This window comes from uncultured Castellaniella sp. (assembly GCF_937988725.1).
Lineage (GTDB): Bacteria > Pseudomonadota > Gammaproteobacteria > Burkholderiales > Burkholderiaceae_B > Castellaniella.
On sequence record NZ_CALKHS010000010.1, the window covers coordinates 168,655 to 185,961 of the forward strand.

The 17,307-nt window shown below is 67.8% G+C and carries 18 protein-coding genes; 12 read left to right on the top strand and 6 right to left on the bottom strand.

The window, feature by feature from the left end; all coding sequences use genetic code 11:
* Nucleotides 1-114: 114 nt before the first annotated feature.
* The 3 genes from Q0263_RS11160 to Q0263_RS11170 all read left to right on the top strand — a co-directional run bounded on the left by Q0263_RS11160 (nt 115) and on the right by Q0263_RS11170 (nt 3,094).
* A complete protein-coding gene (locus Q0263_RS11160) occupies nt 115-651 on the top strand; it encodes a TRAP transporter small permease (protein ID WP_298015977.1) in 537 nt (178 codons plus the stop codon).
* Nucleotides 648-1,925, top strand: a complete 1,278-nt coding sequence (locus Q0263_RS11165; RefSeq protein WP_298015979.1) for a TRAP transporter large permease — start codon at nt 648-650, stop codon at nt 1,923-1,925. Before Q0263_RS11160 ends, Q0263_RS11165 begins: the two co-directional genes overlap by 4 nt.
* 131 nt (nt 1,926-2,056) lie before the next feature.
* Nucleotides 2,057-3,094, top strand: coding sequence for a serine hydrolase (locus tag Q0263_RS11170; RefSeq protein WP_298015981.1), 1,038 nt, complete (start codon nt 2,057-2,059; stop codon nt 3,092-3,094).
* On the opposite strand, the gene Q0263_RS11175 is transcribed toward Q0263_RS11170, so the two are convergent.
* The 3 genes from Q0263_RS11175 to Q0263_RS11185 all read right to left on the bottom strand — a co-directional run bounded on the left by Q0263_RS11175 (nt 3,081) and on the right by Q0263_RS11185 (nt 6,345).
* A complete protein-coding gene (locus Q0263_RS11175) occupies nt 3,081-4,592 on the bottom strand; it encodes an MFS transporter (protein WP_298015983.1) in 1,512 nt (503 codons plus the stop codon). The two genes, Q0263_RS11170 and Q0263_RS11175, sit on opposite strands and share 14 nt — an antisense overlap.
* Nucleotides 4,589-4,969: a thioredoxin gene (gene trxA, locus Q0263_RS11180; protein WP_298015985.1), complete on the bottom strand. Its 381-nt coding sequence runs from the start codon at nt 4,967-4,969 to the stop codon at nt 4,589-4,591. Before trxA ends, Q0263_RS11175 begins: the two co-directional genes overlap by 4 nt.
* Before the next feature lie 83 nt (nt 4,970-5,052).
* On the bottom strand, nt 5,053-6,345 hold the full coding sequence (locus Q0263_RS11185; protein ID WP_298015987.1) for an NCS2 family permease: 1,293 nt from the start codon (nt 6,343-6,345) through the stop codon (nt 5,053-5,055).
* A 107-nt stretch (nt 6,346-6,452) separates the two neighbouring features.
* Between Q0263_RS11185 and tsaD the strand changes: the two genes are divergently transcribed.
* A complete protein-coding gene (gene tsaD, locus Q0263_RS11190) occupies nt 6,453-7,499 on the top strand; it encodes a tRNA (adenosine(37)-N6)-threonylcarbamoyltransferase complex transferase subunit TsaD (RefSeq protein ID WP_298015989.1) in 1,047 nt (348 codons plus the stop codon).
* Between the two features lie 2 nt (nt 7,500-7,501).
* On the opposite strand, the gene plsY is transcribed toward tsaD, so the two are convergent.
* Nucleotides 7,502-8,143: a glycerol-3-phosphate 1-O-acyltransferase PlsY gene (gene plsY, locus Q0263_RS11195; protein WP_298015991.1), complete on the bottom strand. Its 642-nt coding sequence runs from the start codon at nt 8,141-8,143 to the stop codon at nt 7,502-7,504.
* 136 nt (nt 8,144-8,279) lie between these two features.
* Here plsY and surE point away from each other — a divergent pair, with 136 nt between their 5' ends.
* Genes surE through Q0263_RS11230 form a run of 7 tightly spaced genes read left to right on the top strand, consistent with a single transcriptional unit; the run spans nt 8,280 to nt 14,819 of the window.
* Entirely contained in the window at nt 8,280-9,026 is a 747-nt protein-coding gene (gene surE, locus Q0263_RS11200; RefSeq protein WP_298015993.1) for a 5'/3'-nucleotidase SurE, read from the top strand.
* On the top strand, nt 9,023-9,844 hold the full coding sequence (locus Q0263_RS11205) for a protein-L-isoaspartate(D-aspartate) O-methyltransferase (RefSeq protein WP_298015995.1): 822 nt from the start codon (nt 9,023-9,025) through the stop codon (nt 9,842-9,844). The genes surE and Q0263_RS11205 overlap by 4 nt, the downstream gene beginning before the upstream one ends.
* 13 nt (nt 9,845-9,857) lie before the next feature.
* Complete coding sequence (locus Q0263_RS11210; RefSeq protein WP_298015997.1) at nt 9,858-10,703, top strand: peptidoglycan DD-metalloendopeptidase family protein; 846 nt, start codon at nt 9,858-9,860, stop codon at nt 10,701-10,703.
* Complete coding sequence (locus Q0263_RS11215; protein WP_298015999.1) at nt 10,700-11,479, top strand: 3'-5' exonuclease; 780 nt, start codon at nt 10,700-10,702, stop codon at nt 11,477-11,479. Before Q0263_RS11210 ends, Q0263_RS11215 begins: the two co-directional genes overlap by 4 nt.
* Before the next feature lie 4 nt (nt 11,480-11,483).
* A complete protein-coding gene (rlmD, locus tag Q0263_RS11220) occupies nt 11,484-12,794 on the top strand; it encodes a 23S rRNA (uracil(1939)-C(5))-methyltransferase RlmD (RefSeq protein WP_298019046.1) in 1,311 nt (436 codons plus the stop codon).
* 10 nt (nt 12,795-12,804) lie between these two features.
* Nucleotides 12,805-14,022: an MFS transporter gene (locus Q0263_RS11225; protein WP_298016001.1), complete on the top strand. Its 1,218-nt coding sequence runs from the start codon at nt 12,805-12,807 to the stop codon at nt 14,020-14,022.
* 59 nt (nt 14,023-14,081) lie between these two features.
* Nucleotides 14,082-14,819, top strand: a complete 738-nt coding sequence (locus tag Q0263_RS11230) for a sulfurtransferase (protein WP_298016003.1) — start codon at nt 14,082-14,084, stop codon at nt 14,817-14,819.
* Between the two features lie 88 nt (nt 14,820-14,907).
* Here Q0263_RS11230 and argH read toward each other — a convergent pair whose 3' ends face one another.
* Nucleotides 14,908-16,326: an argininosuccinate lyase gene (gene argH / locus Q0263_RS11235; protein ID WP_298016005.1), complete on the bottom strand. Its 1,419-nt coding sequence runs from the start codon at nt 16,324-16,326 to the stop codon at nt 14,908-14,910.
* Nucleotides 16,327-16,409: 83 nt separating this feature from the next.
* Here argH and Q0263_RS11240 point away from each other — a divergent pair, with 83 nt between their 5' ends.
* Complete coding sequence (locus tag Q0263_RS11240; protein ID WP_298016008.1) at nt 16,410-16,748, top strand: P-II family nitrogen regulator; 339 nt, start codon at nt 16,410-16,412, stop codon at nt 16,746-16,748.
* Here Q0263_RS11240 and Q0263_RS11245 read toward each other — a convergent pair.
* Entirely contained in the window at nt 16,687-17,295 is a 609-nt protein-coding gene (locus tag Q0263_RS11245; RefSeq protein ID WP_298016010.1) for a chorismate lyase, read from the bottom strand. The two genes, Q0263_RS11240 and Q0263_RS11245, sit on opposite strands and share 62 nt — an antisense overlap.
* Nucleotides 17,296-17,307: the final 12 nt, after the last annotated feature.

The window sequence follows — 17,307 nt, forward strand, 5'->3', positions numbered from 1 at the left end:
TTCGCCATCGAGCCGCACGACGCATCCGGCCCGATGGCCGGATGCGTCATCGCATCGATCCCGCGGCTGCTTTCCCGCGGCCGTTTTCCATCCCGACCCAAGGATTTCCTTACCATGTTGAGAAACTGGCTGGAACACATCGAGGAAGGCCTGATCGCCTTTCTGCTGGCGGCGATGACCGTGGTGACTTTCGCCCAGGTCGTCGCCCGCTACGTCTTCAACTACAGCTTCGTCTGGGCGCTCGAACTGACGATGTACTTCTTCGGCGCCCTGATCTTCCTGGGCATCTCCTACGGCGTGCGCGTGGGCGCGCACATCGGCGTGGACGCCTTCGTGCGCCTGCTCGCGCCGCGCCCGGCGCGCGTCATGGCCGTGGCCAGCACGCTGCTGTGCATCGTCTACGCCGCCATCGTGCTCTACGGCAGCTGGATCTACGTCAGCAAGATCCACCTGATCGGCATCATGGCCCAGGACCTGCCCATCCCGCAGTGGGTGCCGCGCCTGGTCATGCCCCTGGGCTTTCTGCTGCTGATCTACCGCTTCGGCGAGGTGCTCTGGCACCTGTTCAAGGGCGATCACGCCTCCCTGCTGGGCGATGAGGTCGCCGACGCCATGAAATACCGCAGCGACGACGCCGGAGACCAAAAATGACCACCATCGCCCTGTTCATCCTGCTGTTCCTGTTCATGTTCATGGGCCTGCCCGTGGCCGTGGCCCTGGGCCTGTCGTCGCTGCTGACGATCATGGCCTTTGGCACCGACTCGCTGGCCTCGCTCTCGCTCAAGCTCTACGAGACCTCCGAGCACTTCACGCTCATGGCCATTCCCTTCTTCATCCTGGCCGGGGCCTTCATGACCACGGGCGGGGTGGCCAAGCGCATGATCCGCTTTGCCATCGCCTCGGTGGGCCACCTGCACGGCGGGCTGGCGATCGCCTCGGTGATGGCCTGCGTGCTGTTTGCTGCGGTCTCGGGCTCGTCCCCGGCCACGGTGGTGGCGGTGGGCTCGATCGTGATCGCCGGCATGGTGCGCGCCGGCTACAGCCAGAGCTTTGCCGCGGGCGTGATCTGCAACGCCGGCACCCTGGGCATCCTGATCCCGCCGTCCATCGTCATGGTGGTCTACGGCGCGGTCACGGAAACGTCCGTGGGCGCGCTGTTCATGGCCGGCGTCATCCCGGGGCTGCTGCTGGGCCTGGTGCTGATGGTGGCCATCTACGTGGTGGCGCGCATGCGCAACATGCCCCGCCAGCCGCGCGCCAGCCTGGCCGAAGTGCTCTCGGCCGCGCGCGACTCGATCTGGGGGCTGCTGCTGATCGTCATCATCCTGGGCGGCATCTACGGCGGGATCTTCACGCCCACCGAGGCGGCGGCCGTGGCCGCGGTCTACGCCTTCTTCATCGCCGTGTTCGTGTACCGCGACATCGGCATGAAGCAGGTCCCCGAGGTCCTGATCGACGCGGCCAAGGTGACCATCATGCTGATGTTCATCATCGCCAACGCGCTGCTGTTCGCCCACGTGCTGACCACCGAGCGCATCCCCCAGGCCATCGCCGAGCAGATCATCGCCTGGGACATGAGCAGCTGGCAGTTCCTGATCGTGGTCAACATCCTGCTGCTGGTGGCCGGCGCCTTCATGGAGCCGACCGGCATCATCCTGATCCTGGCGCCGATCCTGTTTCCGATCGCCACGCAGCTGGGCATCGATCCGGTGCACCTGGGCGTGCTCATGGTGGTCAACCTGGAGATCGGCATGGTCACGCCCCCCGTGGGTCTGAACCTGTTCGTGACGGCGGGCATCACCAAGATGAGCATCGGCCAGGTCATCCGCGCCGCGATGCCCTGGCTGGCGCTGCTGCTGGTCTACCTGGTGTTCATCACCTACGTCCCCATCGTCAGCCTCTGGCTGCCGGGACTGTTCTCGTAGGCTTCGGCCTCTGACACACGGGCGCCCCAAGCGGGCGCCCGTTGTCTATTCAGCAAAAGTAAGATATTTTGCAAGTCATATCTGACAGGTGACGCGCGGTCCTGCGCCGCGCCAAGGAATCGGGGGCGATCATGGCATGGCAGCGCGCGCGGGCGGCATTCTGCGTCATGGCGGTTCTTGCGATCTCGGGGATCCTGCCGCCGGCCGCATCGGCCCAATCGGCCAATTTCCATCCCTGCAATGCCCAGCCGGCCTTGCCGATCTGCCAGCATGGCTACGGCAAGCGCGTCGCGGTCAAGCGTTGGGGGGCCCAACCCGACCCGCTGGACCCGGACGCCGCCATCCGCGCTTCGCTGGTCACGCGCGATCCGGCCGGGGAAATCGAAAAGCTGAAGTCCACCTCGATCCTGGTGCAGGACGCGGGCACGGCGGAAGTCCTGTTCGCCAGGGGCCAGGACGAAGTGCGGCCCATCGCCTCGATCACCAAGCTGATGACGGCCCTGGTCGTGCTCGATGCCGGCCTTCCCCTGGACGAGATGGTCCGCATCGACGCCAGCGACGATGGCGTGCCCAGCGAACTGCCGTCGCGCCTGGCCGTCGGCGCCAGCCTGAGCCGCTCGGATCTGCTGCACCTGGCGCTGATGTCGTCCGAGAACAGCGCGGCCCATGCGCTGGGACGCACCTATCCGGGCGGGATGAGGGCGTTCGTCGATGCCATGAACGCGCGGGCGCAGGCGCTGGGCATGACGAATTCCCGGTTCGTGGAACCTGTCGGCCTGTCCAATGAAAACGTGTCCTCGGCCGGCGATCTGGCGCGGCTGCTGAAGGCCGTCGCCGGGCAGCCTCTGATCCGGCAGTTCACGACGGATCCCGAGGACAAGCTCGCGGGCCAGGTCTTCCACAATACCAATATGCTGGTGGGCCGGCCGGGCTGGACCATCCTGGCGTCGAAGACCGGCACCACCCGCGAAGCGGGCGACTGCCTGGTCATGATGCTGGAGCTGGACGGCCGCCAGCTGGCCATGGTGCTGCTGAACGCCCAGGGCATGAGCGGTTCCCGCTTCGGCGACGCGGTGCGCGTGCGGCGGGTGCTGAGCAGCCGGATGACTGCGAAGCAGGAAGCCTCGCCTCTGGGGCTGGTGCCGCAAAAGGCGCTCAGTTCCCGATGATCGCCCGGCCGCTTTTACGGCGGTCGTTCTGGTCCTTGTAGGCGAAAACCAGCGCCAGCACGACGACCGCGGAAATGACGCCGAAGCCTGTCGCGGTGGCGATGTGCCAGGACGAAAACCCGTCCAGCGTCCAGAATACGGCGGCGGTGATCATGGCGATGCCGATCGAGGTGCCGATGCGCTGCCCCGTCTGCATGATGGCCCCGGAACTGCCTGCGTAATCCAGGGGGACGTCCATCAGGGTCAGGGCCTGGTTGGGACTGATGACGGATCCCTGCGCCAGCCCGATGAAGGACAGGGTCAACAGCAGCCACCAGGCGCTGACCAGGCCGTAGGCCTGCAGCAGGATCACCCCCATGCTCAGGCCCAGCCCGGCCAGGGCCAGGAACAGGCCGCCGATGACGATCTTGCGGCCGTAGGTCATGACGCGCCGGCCGGCCCAGTCGGCCGCCCAGGACGACAGCAGGGCGGCGGGGATGCCGAACAGCCCCGATTCCAGGGCCGACATGCCCAGGCCTTCCTGCACGTACAGGGCCACTAGGACCCAGACGCTGGTCATGCCCAGGAAATACAGCGCCATGATCAGGACGCCGTTGCTGAAGCTGGCGGTGGCGAAGATGCGCAGATCGACCATGGGGCTGTCGCCCCGGCGCGCCGTGCGGCGTTCCCACCAGACCCAGAGGCCGGTCAGCGCCAGGCCCAGGGGCAGCAGGGCCCAGGTCAGGGGGGCGGTGCGGGATTCGACGAAGGGGTACAGGACGGACAGCACGGCCAGCCCCAGCAGCAGGGATCCGACGGGATCCAGGGAGCGCCAGCCAGCCCGCGCCGCGGCCTGGGCGTCGGGGGCGTCCGCGTCGCCGCGCGGTCCGGCGCGGCCCGGCCACTGGATCAGGGGTCGGGGGAACCATTTCAGCCCCAGCGCGATGACGGCGATGCCGATGGGCACGTTGACCAGGAAAGTCAGCCGCCAGCCCAGGTGCAGGCCGCCCAGCTCGATCAGCAGGCCGCCCAGCACCGGGCCGATGGCCACGGAAAAGCCGACCACGGTGCCGAAGTAGCCGAAGGCGCGGCCCCGCTCGGCGCCGCGGAAATAGTGCTGGATCATGCCCAGGCCCTGCGGGTTGAGCAGACCCGATCCGACCCCCTGCAGGAAGCGCGCGCCGTTGAGCCAGGCCGCGTCCGGCGCCAGGCCGGCGGCCACAGAAGACAGCGTGAACAGGGCCACGCCGGCCAGGAACAGGCCGCCGCGCCCCATCAGGTCGCCCGCGCGGCCCGCCGCGACCAGCACCACGCCGAAGGTCAGCGCGTAGCCCGACAGCACCCATTGCATGTCGGATTGCGAAGCGTTCAGGGAGATCTGGATCGACGGCAGGGCGACGTTGACGATGCTGACCCCGATCAGGGACATGAAAATGGTGGTCAGCAGGATGGCCAGAATGCGCCACCGGCCGGGGTCCGGCCGGTGGGTCTGGGAAGGGCGGGAAGGAGAGGGGTTCAATGCGTCGTCGAGGACGCCTTTTCCTGCTCGGCGATCTGGGCGTGCACCTGCGCCATGTCCACCGCCTTGACCTGGGTGATCAGTTCTTCCAGCTGGGATGCCGCCAGGGCGCCGGCCTGCTGGAACAGCAGCACGTTTTCGCGGAACACCATCAGCGTCGGGATCGAGCGGATGCGCAAGGCGGCGGCCAGTTCCTGCTGGTCTTCAGTGTTGATCTTGGCGAAGGTGACGTCCGGGTGTTTCTCGGCGGCGGCCTCGAAGGTGGGGGCGAACTGGCGGCAAGGACCGCACCAGGGCGCCCAGAGGTCGATGATCAGGGGTTGTTCAGCCTTGGTGGCGTCCTGGAAGGTTTCCTGGGTGAGTTCAATGATGCTCATGCGGGCTCCTGTCTGTGGAAGGCGGCAAAAGGCCGCCGACCGGATTGCTGATCATATGGGGACAGTGTACCTGCCTTGCAAGCTCAACCAGGAAACAAGGCGTATTTGATGACGAACAGCACCGCCACCAGCAGCGTGGCGGGGTGGATGTCGCGGAAGCGCCCGGACAGGGCCTTGATCACCACGTAGCTGATGAAGCCGAAGGCCAGACCGTTGGCGATGGAGTAGGTCAGGGGCATGGCCACGGCGGCGATGGCGGCGGGCACGGATTCGGTGATGTCGTCCCATTGCACGTCGACCAGTTCGCGCAGCATCAGGCAGGCCACGTACAGCAGGGCGGGGGCCGTCGCGTAGGCGGGCACGATGCCGGCCAGCGGCGACAGGAAGAGCGCCAGCAGGAACAGCACGGCGATGACCAGGGCGGTCATGCCGGTGCGCCCGCCCGCCTGGACGCCGGAGGCGCTTTCCACATAGGCCGTCGTGCTGCTGGTGCCCAGGAAGGAGCCGGCGACGATGGCGCAGCTGTCGGACAGCAGGGCCCGGCCCAGGCGGCCGGGATTGTCCGGCTTGACCAGGCCGGCGCGCGTGGCGATGCCGATCATGGTGCCGGTGGCGTCGAAGACTTCCACCAGGACGAAGACCAGGATGATGTGGAAGAAGCCCGTGTTCAGCACGCCGGCGATGTCCAGCTTGAGGAAGGTGGGATCCAGGCTGGGCGGCGCGGAGAAGATGCCCTGGAATTGCGTCAGGCCGGTGACGATGGACAGCAGGGTGATGGCCAGGATCCCGATCAGGATCGCTCCCTTGATGCGCAGCGCCCCCAGGGCGGCGATGATGAAGAAGCCCAGGATGGCGAACAGGGTGCTGGCGTGGGTCAGGTCGCCCAGGCCCACCATGGTGGCGGGATTGGCGACGACGATGCCCGCGGTCTTCAGGGCGATGATGCCCAGGAACAACCCGATGCCGGCGGCGATGGCGGCCCTTAGCGAGGCTGGAATGCCGGCGACCAGCCATTCCCGCGCGCCCGTGACCGTCAGGATGACGAACACCACCCCGGAAATGAACACGGCGCCCAGCGCCTGTTGCCAGGAATAGCCCATCTGCGCGACCACCGTGAATGCGAAGAAGGCGTTCAGGCCCATGCCGGGGGCCATGCCGATGGGCCAGTTGGCCACGAAGGCCATGATCAGCGATCCCAGCGCCGCCGCCAGGCAGGTGGCCACGAAGACGGAGCCCTTGTCCATGCCCGTGCTCGACAGGATGTCGGGATTGACGAACACGATGTAGGACATCGTCAGGAAGGTGGTGAGGCCGGCAAGCAGTTCGGTACGGGCGTTGGTGCCGTGTTCCTTGAGCTTGAAGAGCTGTTCGAACATGATCATGTCCCCAGAGGTGGAAGCGGTTTATTGACTGCGTATTCTGTGCAACGGCATCATTCTACGGCGGCCAAAACCCTTTTGTGAACAGCGGTACACTTCGGCCTATGCTGATCATCGGATTCGAGAGTTCTTGCGACGAAACGGGCGTGGCCATCGCCTGCACGGAACGCGGCCTGCTGGCGCACGCCCTGCACAGCCAGATCGCCATGCACCGGGAATACGGCGGCGTGGTGCCGGAACTGGCCTCGCGCGATCACATCCGGCGCATCGTCCCCCTGACCCGGCAGGTCCTGCAAGAAGCCGGCGTGCGGCCCGCCGATCTGGACGCTGTGGCGTACACGGCGGGCCCGGGGCTGGCGGGCGCCCTGCTGGTGGGGGCCGGGTTCGCACGCGCCTTCGCCTGGGCGCAGGACCTGCCCGCGATCCCGATCCACCACCTGGAGGGCCACCTGCTGTCCCCCCTGCTGGCGGACGACGTTCCCTCGTTTCCCTTCGTCGCCCTGCTGGTGTCCGGCGGGCACACCCAGTTGATGCGCGTCGACGGGGTGGGTCGCTACCAGCTGCTGGGGGAGACCCTGGACGATGCGGCGGGCGAGGCATTCGACAAGAGCGCCAAGCTCATGGGGCTGGGATATCCGGGCGGGCCGGAACTGTCGCGCCTGGCGCAGCAGGGCGACCCCCGCGCCTGCGCCTTGCCGCGTCCCATGCTGCACAGCGGCGACCTGGATTTCAGCTTCAGCGGCCTGAAGACCGCCGTCCTGACGCGGATGCGGGCCTTGCAGGCCGAAGGCCGCGATGCCGATCCCGCGGCGCGGGCGGATCTGGCGGCCTCGACGGAAGCGGCCATCGTCGACGTGCTGGCGGCCAAATCGCTGCAGGCCTTGCGCCGGACGGGCTTGAAGACCCTGGTCGTGGCCGGCGGCGTCGGCGCCAACCGCCATCTGCGCGAGCAGCTGCAGGCGGCGCTCGCCGGGCTGGGCGGGCGAGTGTATTTTCCGCCCCTGCATCTATGCACCGACAATGGCGCGATGATCGCCTGGGCAGCCGCCTTGCGGGCGCGGGCGGGACTGGTCGACCTGGCGGCGCCGCAGGATGCGGGCTTTGCCGTACGGCCCCGCTGGGACCTGCAGGACGTCTGCGTCCCGGCCTGAACCTATTTCTTCTTGCCGCCGATGCGGCTTTCCTTGCCCGCCAGCAGGCGGGCGATGTTTTCATGGTGGCGCGACAGCAGCAGCACGCTGATGGCGACGATGACCATGGCGGTCAGCACGTCGATGCGCCAGGCGACCTTGTCGCCCAGCAGGTAGTAGAACGGCGCGAAGACGGCGGCGATGATGGCGGCCAGCGAGGAATAGCGGGTCACGGCCGCCACGATCACCCAGGTCAGCGCCGTGGCCAGCGCCAGCCAGGGCTGCAGGGCCAGCAGCACGCCCAGGGCCGTGGCCACGCCCTTGCCCCCGCGAAAATGCAAGAATAGAGGGTACAGGTGCCCCAGGAAGGCTCCCAGGCCAGCCAGCGCCAGCGCGGCGCCGGGCAGCCAGCCCCGGCTGGCCGCCCAGGCGGCCAGAATGACGGCCAGCCATCCCTTGGCGGCATCGCCCAGCAGCGTCAGCAAGGCGGCCAGCTTGTTGCCGCCGCGCAGCACGTTGGTGGCGCCGGGGTTGCCCGAACCGAAGCTGCGGGGATCGCGCAGGCCCATCACCCGGCTGACCACGACGGCGAAAGAAACCGACCCGATGAGGTATCCCAGCGCCAGAGCCAGGATGGTACCGCCTGTGAAAGAGAGTTCGGACATGGAAAAGGGCGACTGCGCCATCGCGGAAAATTGGAATGGGGGCCATTCTAAAGCGCCCGGCGGGCTCCGTCATCCAGACAGGGGATATCCCCGAGTACAATTCGCACCATCCGGTTTCAGGCAGGAAGAAAAGGCAATGCGCATTCTGGTCACCAACGACGACGGCTACAACGCGGCGGGCATCGAGGCGCTGGCGGCGGCCTTGCGTCCGCTGGGCGACGTCACGGTGGTGGCGCCGGAGACCAATTGCAGCGCGGCTTCGAATTCCCTGACCCTGCGCCGCCCCCTGGCGCTGCGTCAGGTTCCCAATGGCTTTTATTTCGTCAACGGCACGCCTTCCGACTGCGTGCACGTCGCCATGACCGGCCTGCTGGACTTTCGCCCCGACCTGGTGGTGTCCGGCATCAACAACGGCGCCAACCTGGGGGAAGACACTCTGTATTCCGGCACGGTGGCCGCTGCCTCCGAAGGCTATCTGTTCGGGGTGCCCTCCATGGCCTTTTCCCTGGTCGAGCGCGACTGGAAGCACCTGGATACCGCCACGCGGGTCGCCCGCGAGCTGGTGACGCGGTTTCGCGACCAGCCCTGGCAGACTCCGCTGCTGCTCAATGTGAACATCCCGGCCGTGCCGTATCAGCAGCTGTCGGGCTTTCGGGCGACGCGCCTGGGGCGCCGCCACCCGTCCGAGCCTGTCATCCGCAGCACGACCCCGTACGGCGATACGGTCTACTGGATCGGGCCGGTCGGCCTGGCCCTGGACGGCGGGCCCGATACGGACTTCGGCGCCATCGCCTCCCATGCCGTGTCGCTCACGCCGCTGCGCCTGGACCTGACCGATCACGCCCAGACCCAGGCCGTGGCCCACTGGATGGGCGATCGATGAACAAACCGCGCAACCCTCCGGATCGCGCCTTTCGGATCAGCCGCAGCCCGGTGCGCAGCTCCGCGCTGGGGCCGGGTTATTCCGTGGCCAACAGCAACACCCGCATCCTGGGGCCGCACAAGCAGGCGTCCGCCGGAACCGGTTCCTCGCTGGCGTCGACGCTGCCGGCCAACCTGGGTCTGAATTCGGATCGCCTGCGCACCCAGATGGTGCGCCGCCTGCGCGAGCAGGGCATCACCGACGACCGGGTGCTGGCGGCCATGCAGACGGTGCCTCGCCACGACTTCGTCGACCAGGGGCTGGCCAGCCGCGCGTATGAAGATGCCGCCTTGCCGATCGGATACGGGCAGACGATTTCCCAGCCCTGGGTGGTGGCATACATGCTGGCCGTCATGTGCGAGGGCCGGGCCCCCCAGCGGGTGTTGGAAATCGGCGCCGGCTGCGGCTATCAGGCCGCGGTGCTGGCGCAGTTCGTGCCCGAGGTCTACGCGGTGGAGCGCATCCGGGGACTCTACGATCAGGCGCGTCTGAACCTGTCCCAGGGGCGTTCCCGGGGACGCGTGCGCCTGTCTTTTGGCGACGGCATGCAGGGCCTGGAACACCGGGCCCCCTTCGATGGCATTGTCGTGGCCGCTGCGGGCGTTAAAATCCCTGAAGTCCTGCTGCATCAGCTGGCTATCGGTGCGCGCCTGATCGCTCCCGAAGGCGCGACGCACCAGAGGCTTATTCTCTTCGAGCGCACCGGTCCGTCTTCCTGGCATCGGGTGGAACTCGAGGATGTCCGATTCGTACCGCTGCGTCCTGGCACGCAGACCTAAGTAGGAGAACCATATGCTCGATGGGACGCTGGTGACAGATGCTCCGTTCACCCAACCGCCGCGCACCGGGCGCATGATGCTTTTGGCCGCCGTGCTGTCGGCCGTGGCCCTGGCGGGGTGCGCCTCGCGCTCGCAGCGGGCCCCGGTCGCGGACCACTCCAACGCCTCTTCATCCTCGGGGGCGCAGGCCGCGGCGCGCGGCACCTACGTGGTGCGGGCCGGCGACACGCTCTACAAGATCGCCCAGAGCCATGGCATGGAACCCGCGCGCCTCGCGCAACTGAACAATATCTCCGACCCGACGCAACTGGCCATCGGCCAGGTCCTGCGCCTGGATGCCAACACCAGCGCGCCCCAGCACCCGGGATCTTCCACCGCGGTCGCCACGCCCGTGCAGACCAAGCCGGCCGGCGGCACGGCCGCGCCCGCGCCCGAAGCCGCCGCCGGCGCATCCGCTCCGGTGGACACCTCGGCCTCCCGCGCCAGCGATGCCGGACTGGTGTCCTGGGGCTGGCCGGCCGACGGCAAGATCATCCAGGGCTTCAACAGCAACACCAAGGGCATCGACATCGAAGGCGCCATCGGGGCGCCGGTGGTCGCGGCCGCGGGGGGCAAGGTCATGTACGCCGGCAACGGCGTCCGGGGCCTGGGCAACCTGATCCTGCTGGGCCACAGCAACGGCTTCATCACGGCCTATGCGCATAACCAGTCCCTGCTGGTCAAGACCGGCGAAACGGTCAAGAAGGGCGCCAAGATCGCCACGATCGGCCAGTCCGACACCACCTCGCCGCGTCTGCACTTCGAGATCCGCCGCCGGGGCACTCCGGTCAACCCCTTGTCCTATCTGCCTTCCCGATGACGCCCACCCTGGTCTTCGATCTGGAAACCATTCCGGACGCGGCCGGGCTGCGGCGCCTGAATCCCCGGTGGGCCGATCTGGCCGATGCCGAGCTGATCGAGGCCGCCCTGGCCGAGCGGCGGGAGACGCACGGCAATGATTTCCTGCCCCTGCATCTGCAGAAGATCGCCGTTATCGGCTGCGTATTCCGCGACGATCAGGGGTTTCGCGTGCGCACCCTGGGCCAGGCCGACGATCCCGAGGAATCCCTGATCGCCGGCTTCTTCAAGACGATCGGCCACTACACCCCCACGCTGGTCAGCTGGAACGGCTCCGGCTTCGATCTGCCGGTGCTGCACTACCGCAGCCTGATCCATGGCGTGGCCGCTCCGCGGTACTGGGACACCGGCGAGGACGATCGCGATTTCCGCTTCAACAACTACCTGAACCGCTATCACACGCGCCACGTCGATCTGATGGATGTGCTGGCGAAGTTCAACGGCCGCGCCAACGCGCCCCTGGACCAGTTGGCCAAGCTGTGCGGCTTTCCCGGCAAGCTGGACATGGACGGCGGCCAGGTCTGGCAGGCCTGGCACGCCGGCGACCGCGATCACGTGCGCAATTACTGCGAAACCGACGTGGTCAACACCTGGCTGGTCTATTGCCGCTATCGCTTGATCAAAGGCGATCTGGACGCCACGTCCTATGCCGCCGAACTCGACCTGGTGCGCGACACCCTGGCCGCCATCGACGCTCCGCACTGGAAGGAATTCCTTTCCGCCTGGAATCATGCCTGAACCCATTGTGTACCCCCTGGATATCGAATCGCTGGATCTCGAGGGGCAGGGGATCGCCCATCACGAAGGCAAAGTCGTCTTCGTGGAGGGCGCCCTGCCCGGAGAACAGGTTCTGGCCCGCGTGACGCGGCGCAAGCCCTCCTACGACAAGGCCAAGGTCGAACGCGTCCTGCGGCCGTCCTCGCAGCGCACCCGGCCGCCGTGCCCGCATTTCGGCGTCTGCGGGGGCTGCGCCATGCAGCACCTGGAGCCCGCCGCGCAGATGGCCGTCAAGCAGCGCTCGCTGGAAGACGCGCTGGAGCATATCGGCAAGGTCCGTCCGCGGCAGATTCTGCCGGCGCTGCAGGGGCCGACCTTCGGCTACCGCCATCGCGCCCGCCTGTCCGTGCGGCTGGTGCAGAAGAAAGGCGGCGTGCTGGTCGGATTCCGCGAACGCGCCAGCAGCTACGTGGCCGACATGCAGTCCTGCCTGGTGCTGCCGCCGCATGTGTCGGCCTTGCTGATGCCTCTGCGCGAACTGATCGGCGGCCTGTCGCGGCCCGAGCGCATGCCGCAGATCGAAGTGGCGGTGGGCGACGAATCCACCGTCTTCTGCCTGCGGCATCTGGAACCGCTGACGCCGGCCGACCTGGATCGCCTGCGCGAGTTCGGCGCGCGGCACGGCATCGACTGGTGGCTGCAGCCCAAGGGGCCGGAAACGGCCCATCCCCTGGACCCGGCGCGAGCCGATGCGCTGGCCTATGCGCTGCCGGCGTACGGCCTGCGCATGCATTACAAGCCCGCCGATTTCACCCAGGTCAATCCGCACATCAACCAGGTGCTGGTGGCGCGGGCGCTGGACCTGCTGGAGATCCAGCCGGACGACCGCGTGGCGGACCTGTTCTGCGGCCTGGGCAATTTCAGCCTGCCGCTGGCCACGCGCAGTCGCGCGGTCGTGGGCATCGAGGGCAGCGCCACGCTGGTGGCCCGCGCCCGCGAGGACGCCGTTCGCCAGGGGCTGGCGGACAAGGCCGAATTCGCCGAATTGAATCTGTTCGAGGTCGATGCCGGCTGGCTGCGCGGCCTGGGCCATTTCGACCGCATGCTGATCGATCCCCCGCGCGAAGGCGCGCTGGCCGTGGCGCAGGCCCTGGCCGACCTGGCGCCGGAAGAACGTCCGCGCCGCGTCGTATACGTCTCCTGTAACCCCGCAACCCTGGCTCGCGATGCCGGGATGCTGTGCCATGTGGGCGGGTGGACGCTGAAGGCCGCGGGCGCGGTCAACATGTTCCCCCACACGGCGCACGTGGAGTCGATCGCGGTATTCGAACCCTGAGGCAAATTGCATGATCCACGGGAATTCCGCCCCGGATGCGAGCAGGAAGCGCGCCATTCCGCGCACGGTCTGGATGCTGGGCCTGGTCAGCCTGTTCATGGATCTGTCGTCGGAACTGATCCACAGCCTGCTGCCGATCTTCCTGGTGTCGGGCCTGGGGGCCAGCGTGCTGGCGGTGGGGGTGATCGAAGGCGTGGCCGAAGCCACGGCCATGATCGTCAAGGTCTTCTCGGGCGCCATCAGCGATTTCCTGGGCCGGCGTAAGGGCCTGCTGCTGGCGGGCTACGGCCTGGCCGCGCTCAGCAAGCCCCTGTTCCCCCTGGCGCAGACCGTGGACATGGTCTTTGCCGCCCGCTTCATCGACCGGATCGGCAAAGGCGTCCGGGGCGCGCCGCGCGACGCCCTGGTGGCCGACGTCACGCCGCCGGCGATCCGCGGCGCGGCCTTCGGGCTGCGCCAGTCCATGGACACCGTGGGCGCGGTCCTGGGGCCGGCGATGGCGGTCGTCCTGATGCTGGTCTTCACGGATATCCGGCACGTCCTGTGGTTCGCCGTGGTTCCGGGCGTCGTCGCCATGGGGCTGCTGTTCTGGGGCGTGCACGAGGCGCGCGCGGACCGGGACGAGGCGAAACCGTTCCGCTCGCCCATCCGCTGGCGCGCGTCGCGCGACTTCGGCGCCGCCTACTGGCGGGTGGTGGCGATCGGCGCGGTGTTCACGCTGGCGCGCTTCAGCGAGGCGTTCCTGATCCTGCGCGGAGAAGACATGGGCCTGAGCGCCGCCTGGGCGCCCATCGTGCTGATCGTGATGTCGCTGTTCTTCACGCTGTCGGCCTATCCGGCCGGCTGGCTGTCGGACCGCATGCCGCGCTCCGCCGTCCTGGCGGCCGGCCTGGTCCTGCTGGTGCTGGCCGACCTGGCCCTGGCGTTCAAGGCCGGCGGCGTCTGGTCGCTGCTGGCCGGCGCGGCGCTGTGGGGGCTGCACATGGGGTTCAGCCAGGGGATCCTGTCCGCCATGGTGGCGGACACCACACCGGCAGGCATGAAGGGCACGGCCTTCGGCATTTTCAACCTGGCCAGCGGCGTGTGCATGCTGCTGGCCAGCGTCCTGGCCGGCTGGCTGTGGCAGGCCTGGGGGCCGTCGACGACCTTCCTGGCCGGCGCCGCATTCGCCGCGGCGGCGCTGCTGGGACTGGGCGTGCCGGCGGGGCGCCGGCGCGGGGGCGGGTGACAGGCTTCTTCGACGCATTGCCTCTAAAATGCGGCCTGATCCATTGCCCGCCCGCCGCCATGCCCCTCGTCACCAACATCGCCGCCTACCTGTTCGTTTCCCTGGATGATCTGCCGGATCTGCGCGAGCGCATCATGGCCCGGATCCTGGCGCTGGGCCTGAAGGGCACGGTGCTGCTCGCGCCGGAAGGCATCAATGCATTCCTGGCGGGAGACAAGGACGGCATCGAGGCGTTCCTGGACTGGCTGCGCGCGGATGCCCGCTTCGCGCCTCTGCAGGCCAAGTACAGCTATTCCGATGCCGTGCCCTTCCGGCGCGCGCGGGTCAGGATCAAGCGCGAGATCATCCGCATGAATCATCCGGCGATCCGGCCCGAAGCAGGGCGGGCGCCGGCGGTGGATGCGCCGACCCTGGCGCGCTGGCTGGCGCAGGGCCTGGATGACGAAGGGCGCGCAGTCGTGATGCTGGACACCCGCAACGGTTTCGAAGTGGATGCGGGCACATTCAGCCATGCCGTCGACTGGCGGCTGACGAAGTTTTCAGAATTTCCCGCGGCGGTTCGGGAGCATCGCGCTGAACTGGCGGGCAAGACGGTGGTCAGTTTCTGCACTGGCGGCATCCGCTGCGAAAAAGCCGCCATTTTCATGGCTGAAGAAGGCATCGACCACGTCTACCAGCTCGAAGGCGGCATCCTCAAATATTTCGAGGAAACCGGCGGCCCGGGGTTCGAAGGCCGCTGTTTCGTCTTCGACGAGCGTGAAGCGCTGGGGACGGACCTGGCCGTGCCGGCGGCTTAGCAAGCGCCGAACAGCCACCGCGCCGCTTGCAGGCGGCGTGGATCCGTCAGGCGCGGACCGGTCCGCAGGGGCCGATCCGTGTCCGGACTCATTTTTGCGTAGTGGCGTCCAGCACCCGTTGCGCTTCGATGCGCACGCGCTCGGGCGCGGTGCCGCCGATGTGCTTGCGGGCGGCGACCGAGCCTTCCAGCGTCAGCACCTGGAAGACGTCATCCTGGATGTCCGCGTGAAAGCCGCGCAGTTCGTCCAGCGACAGGTCGGCCAGGTCGCAGCCGCGCTGTTCGCAGGAACGCACGGCCAGCGCGACCGTTTCGTGGGCGTCGCGGAAAGGCACGCCGCGCTTGACCAGGTAGTCGGCCAGGTCCGTGGCGGTGGCGTAGCCCTGCAGCGCGGCCGCGCGCATGGCGTCGGCCTTGACGCGGATGCCGCCGATCATGTCGGCGAAGATCGTCAGCGTGTCGCGGATGGTGTCGGCGGTGTCGAACAGGCCTTCCTTGTCTTCCTGGTTGTCCTTGTTGTAGGCCAGGGGCTGGCCTTTCATCAGGGTCAGCAGGGCCACCAGATGGCCGTGGACGCGACCGGTCTTTCCCCGGGCCAGTTCGGGGACGTCGGGGTTCTTCTTCTGCGGCATGATGGAACTGCCGGTGCAGAAGCGGTCGGCCAGGTCGATGAAGCCGACGCGCGGGCTCATCCACAGGACCAGTTCTTCGGACAGGCGCGAGATGTGCGTCATGATCAGGGAGGCTGCCGCGCAGAATTCGATGGCGAAGTCGCGGTCGGACACGGCGTCCAGGGAATTGCGGCAGACCTCGTCGAAGCCCAGGGTGCGGGCGACCCGTTCGCGGTCGATGGGGTAGCTGGTGCCGGCCAGAGCGGCCGCGCCCAGCGGCAGGCGGTTGGTGCGGCGGCGGCAGTCGGCCAGGCGTTCGGCGTCGCGGCCGAACATTTCGGCATAGGCCAGCAGGTGATGGCCGAACGTTACGGGCTGGGCGACCTGCAGGTGGGTGAAGCCCGGCAGGATGGTGTCGGCGTGTTCCAGCGCCAGCGTGGCCAGGCGCGCGCGCAACTGGCTCAGCAGGTCGACGGCCAGGTCGATTTCGTGGCACAGCCACAGGCGGATGTCGGTCGCTACCTGGTCGTTGCGAGAGCGGCCGGTGTGCAGGCGCTTGCCGGCGTCGCCGATCAGTTCGACCAGCCGTTTTTCGATGTTCAGGTGCACGTCTTCCAGATCCAGCGACCACTGGAACCGGCCGGCCTGGATTTCCTGCAGGATCTGCGCCATGCCGCGCTGGATGTCGGCCAGGTCGGTCGCGCCGATGACGCCCACCGCCGCCAGCATGTCGGCGTGCGCCAGGGATCCCTGGATGTCGAAGGCGGCCATGCGCTGGTCGAAGTTGACCGAAGCCGTGTAGCGCTTGACCAGGTCGGAGACGGGTTCGGAGAACCGCGCCGACCAGGCCTGGGATTTGTTGTCGAATTGATTGTGTGCGGATGGGGTATTGGACATAGTGCGGAAATTATAAAGGAGGCATGACCTGCGCTATATTAAAAGCTTTTCAGCGGAAACCCGAGATCATGGCGCAGCCCGACATGAAGCAGATCACAGCCATCGTCAAGCCCTTCAAGCTCGACGAAGTGCGCGAAGCCCTGTCCGAACTGGGGGTGAACGGCCTGACCGTGACCGAAGTCAAAGGCTTTGGCCGGCAGAAAGGCCATACGGAACTGTATCGCGGGGCCGAATACGTCGTCGACTTCCTGCCCAAGATCCGCATCGACGTGGTGGTGGCGGCGGATCAGACCGACGGGGTCATCGAGGCCGTCATCCGCGCGGCCCGCACCGGCAAGATCGGCGATGGCAAGATCTTCGTCACGCCGGTCGAACAGGCGATCCGCATTCGCACCGGGGAAACCGGCGTCGAGGCCCTGTAGCGCCCGGCCGGGCGGCCAGCGACCAGAATGCCGGCAGGAAGTATTCCGCCACCAGCAGCGGCGCGCCCTGGCGCGTGAAGACCGAATGGCGGGCCTCGATCATGCAGCCGGCCCGCGGCACCGCCCAGGGCGAATCCGCTTGGCGGGCCCGCAGACGGCCGAAGCGAAACGCGCTACGGCGGATCCGCGCATCCTGATACAGGATATCGGCCAGCGGCCGACCGCCCAGGCCGCGCATGGCTTTCCAGGCCCCCAGGCTGGCCGGCCAGGGCGTGAAGCTGCAGGCCTGCACGCAGGGGCTGCCGTCGATCGTCATCAGGATTTCGCGCCACCAGACGGCCGTGCCGGGCCGCAGGCCCGCTTCCGCCGCCCAGATGCGGGGCAGGGCGGCGACGGCTTCGCGGCGCACGAACAGACGGACTTCACCCAGCGCGCGCAGGCCCGCCGTCAGCGCGCCGGGCTGGCTCAGCCAGGTTCGCCGCAGGCCGTCCAGGCGGGAAGCGGGATGATCGCCCCACAGACGGGGGCTGGCGGTTTGCGGAGTCATCGGGGCGACACG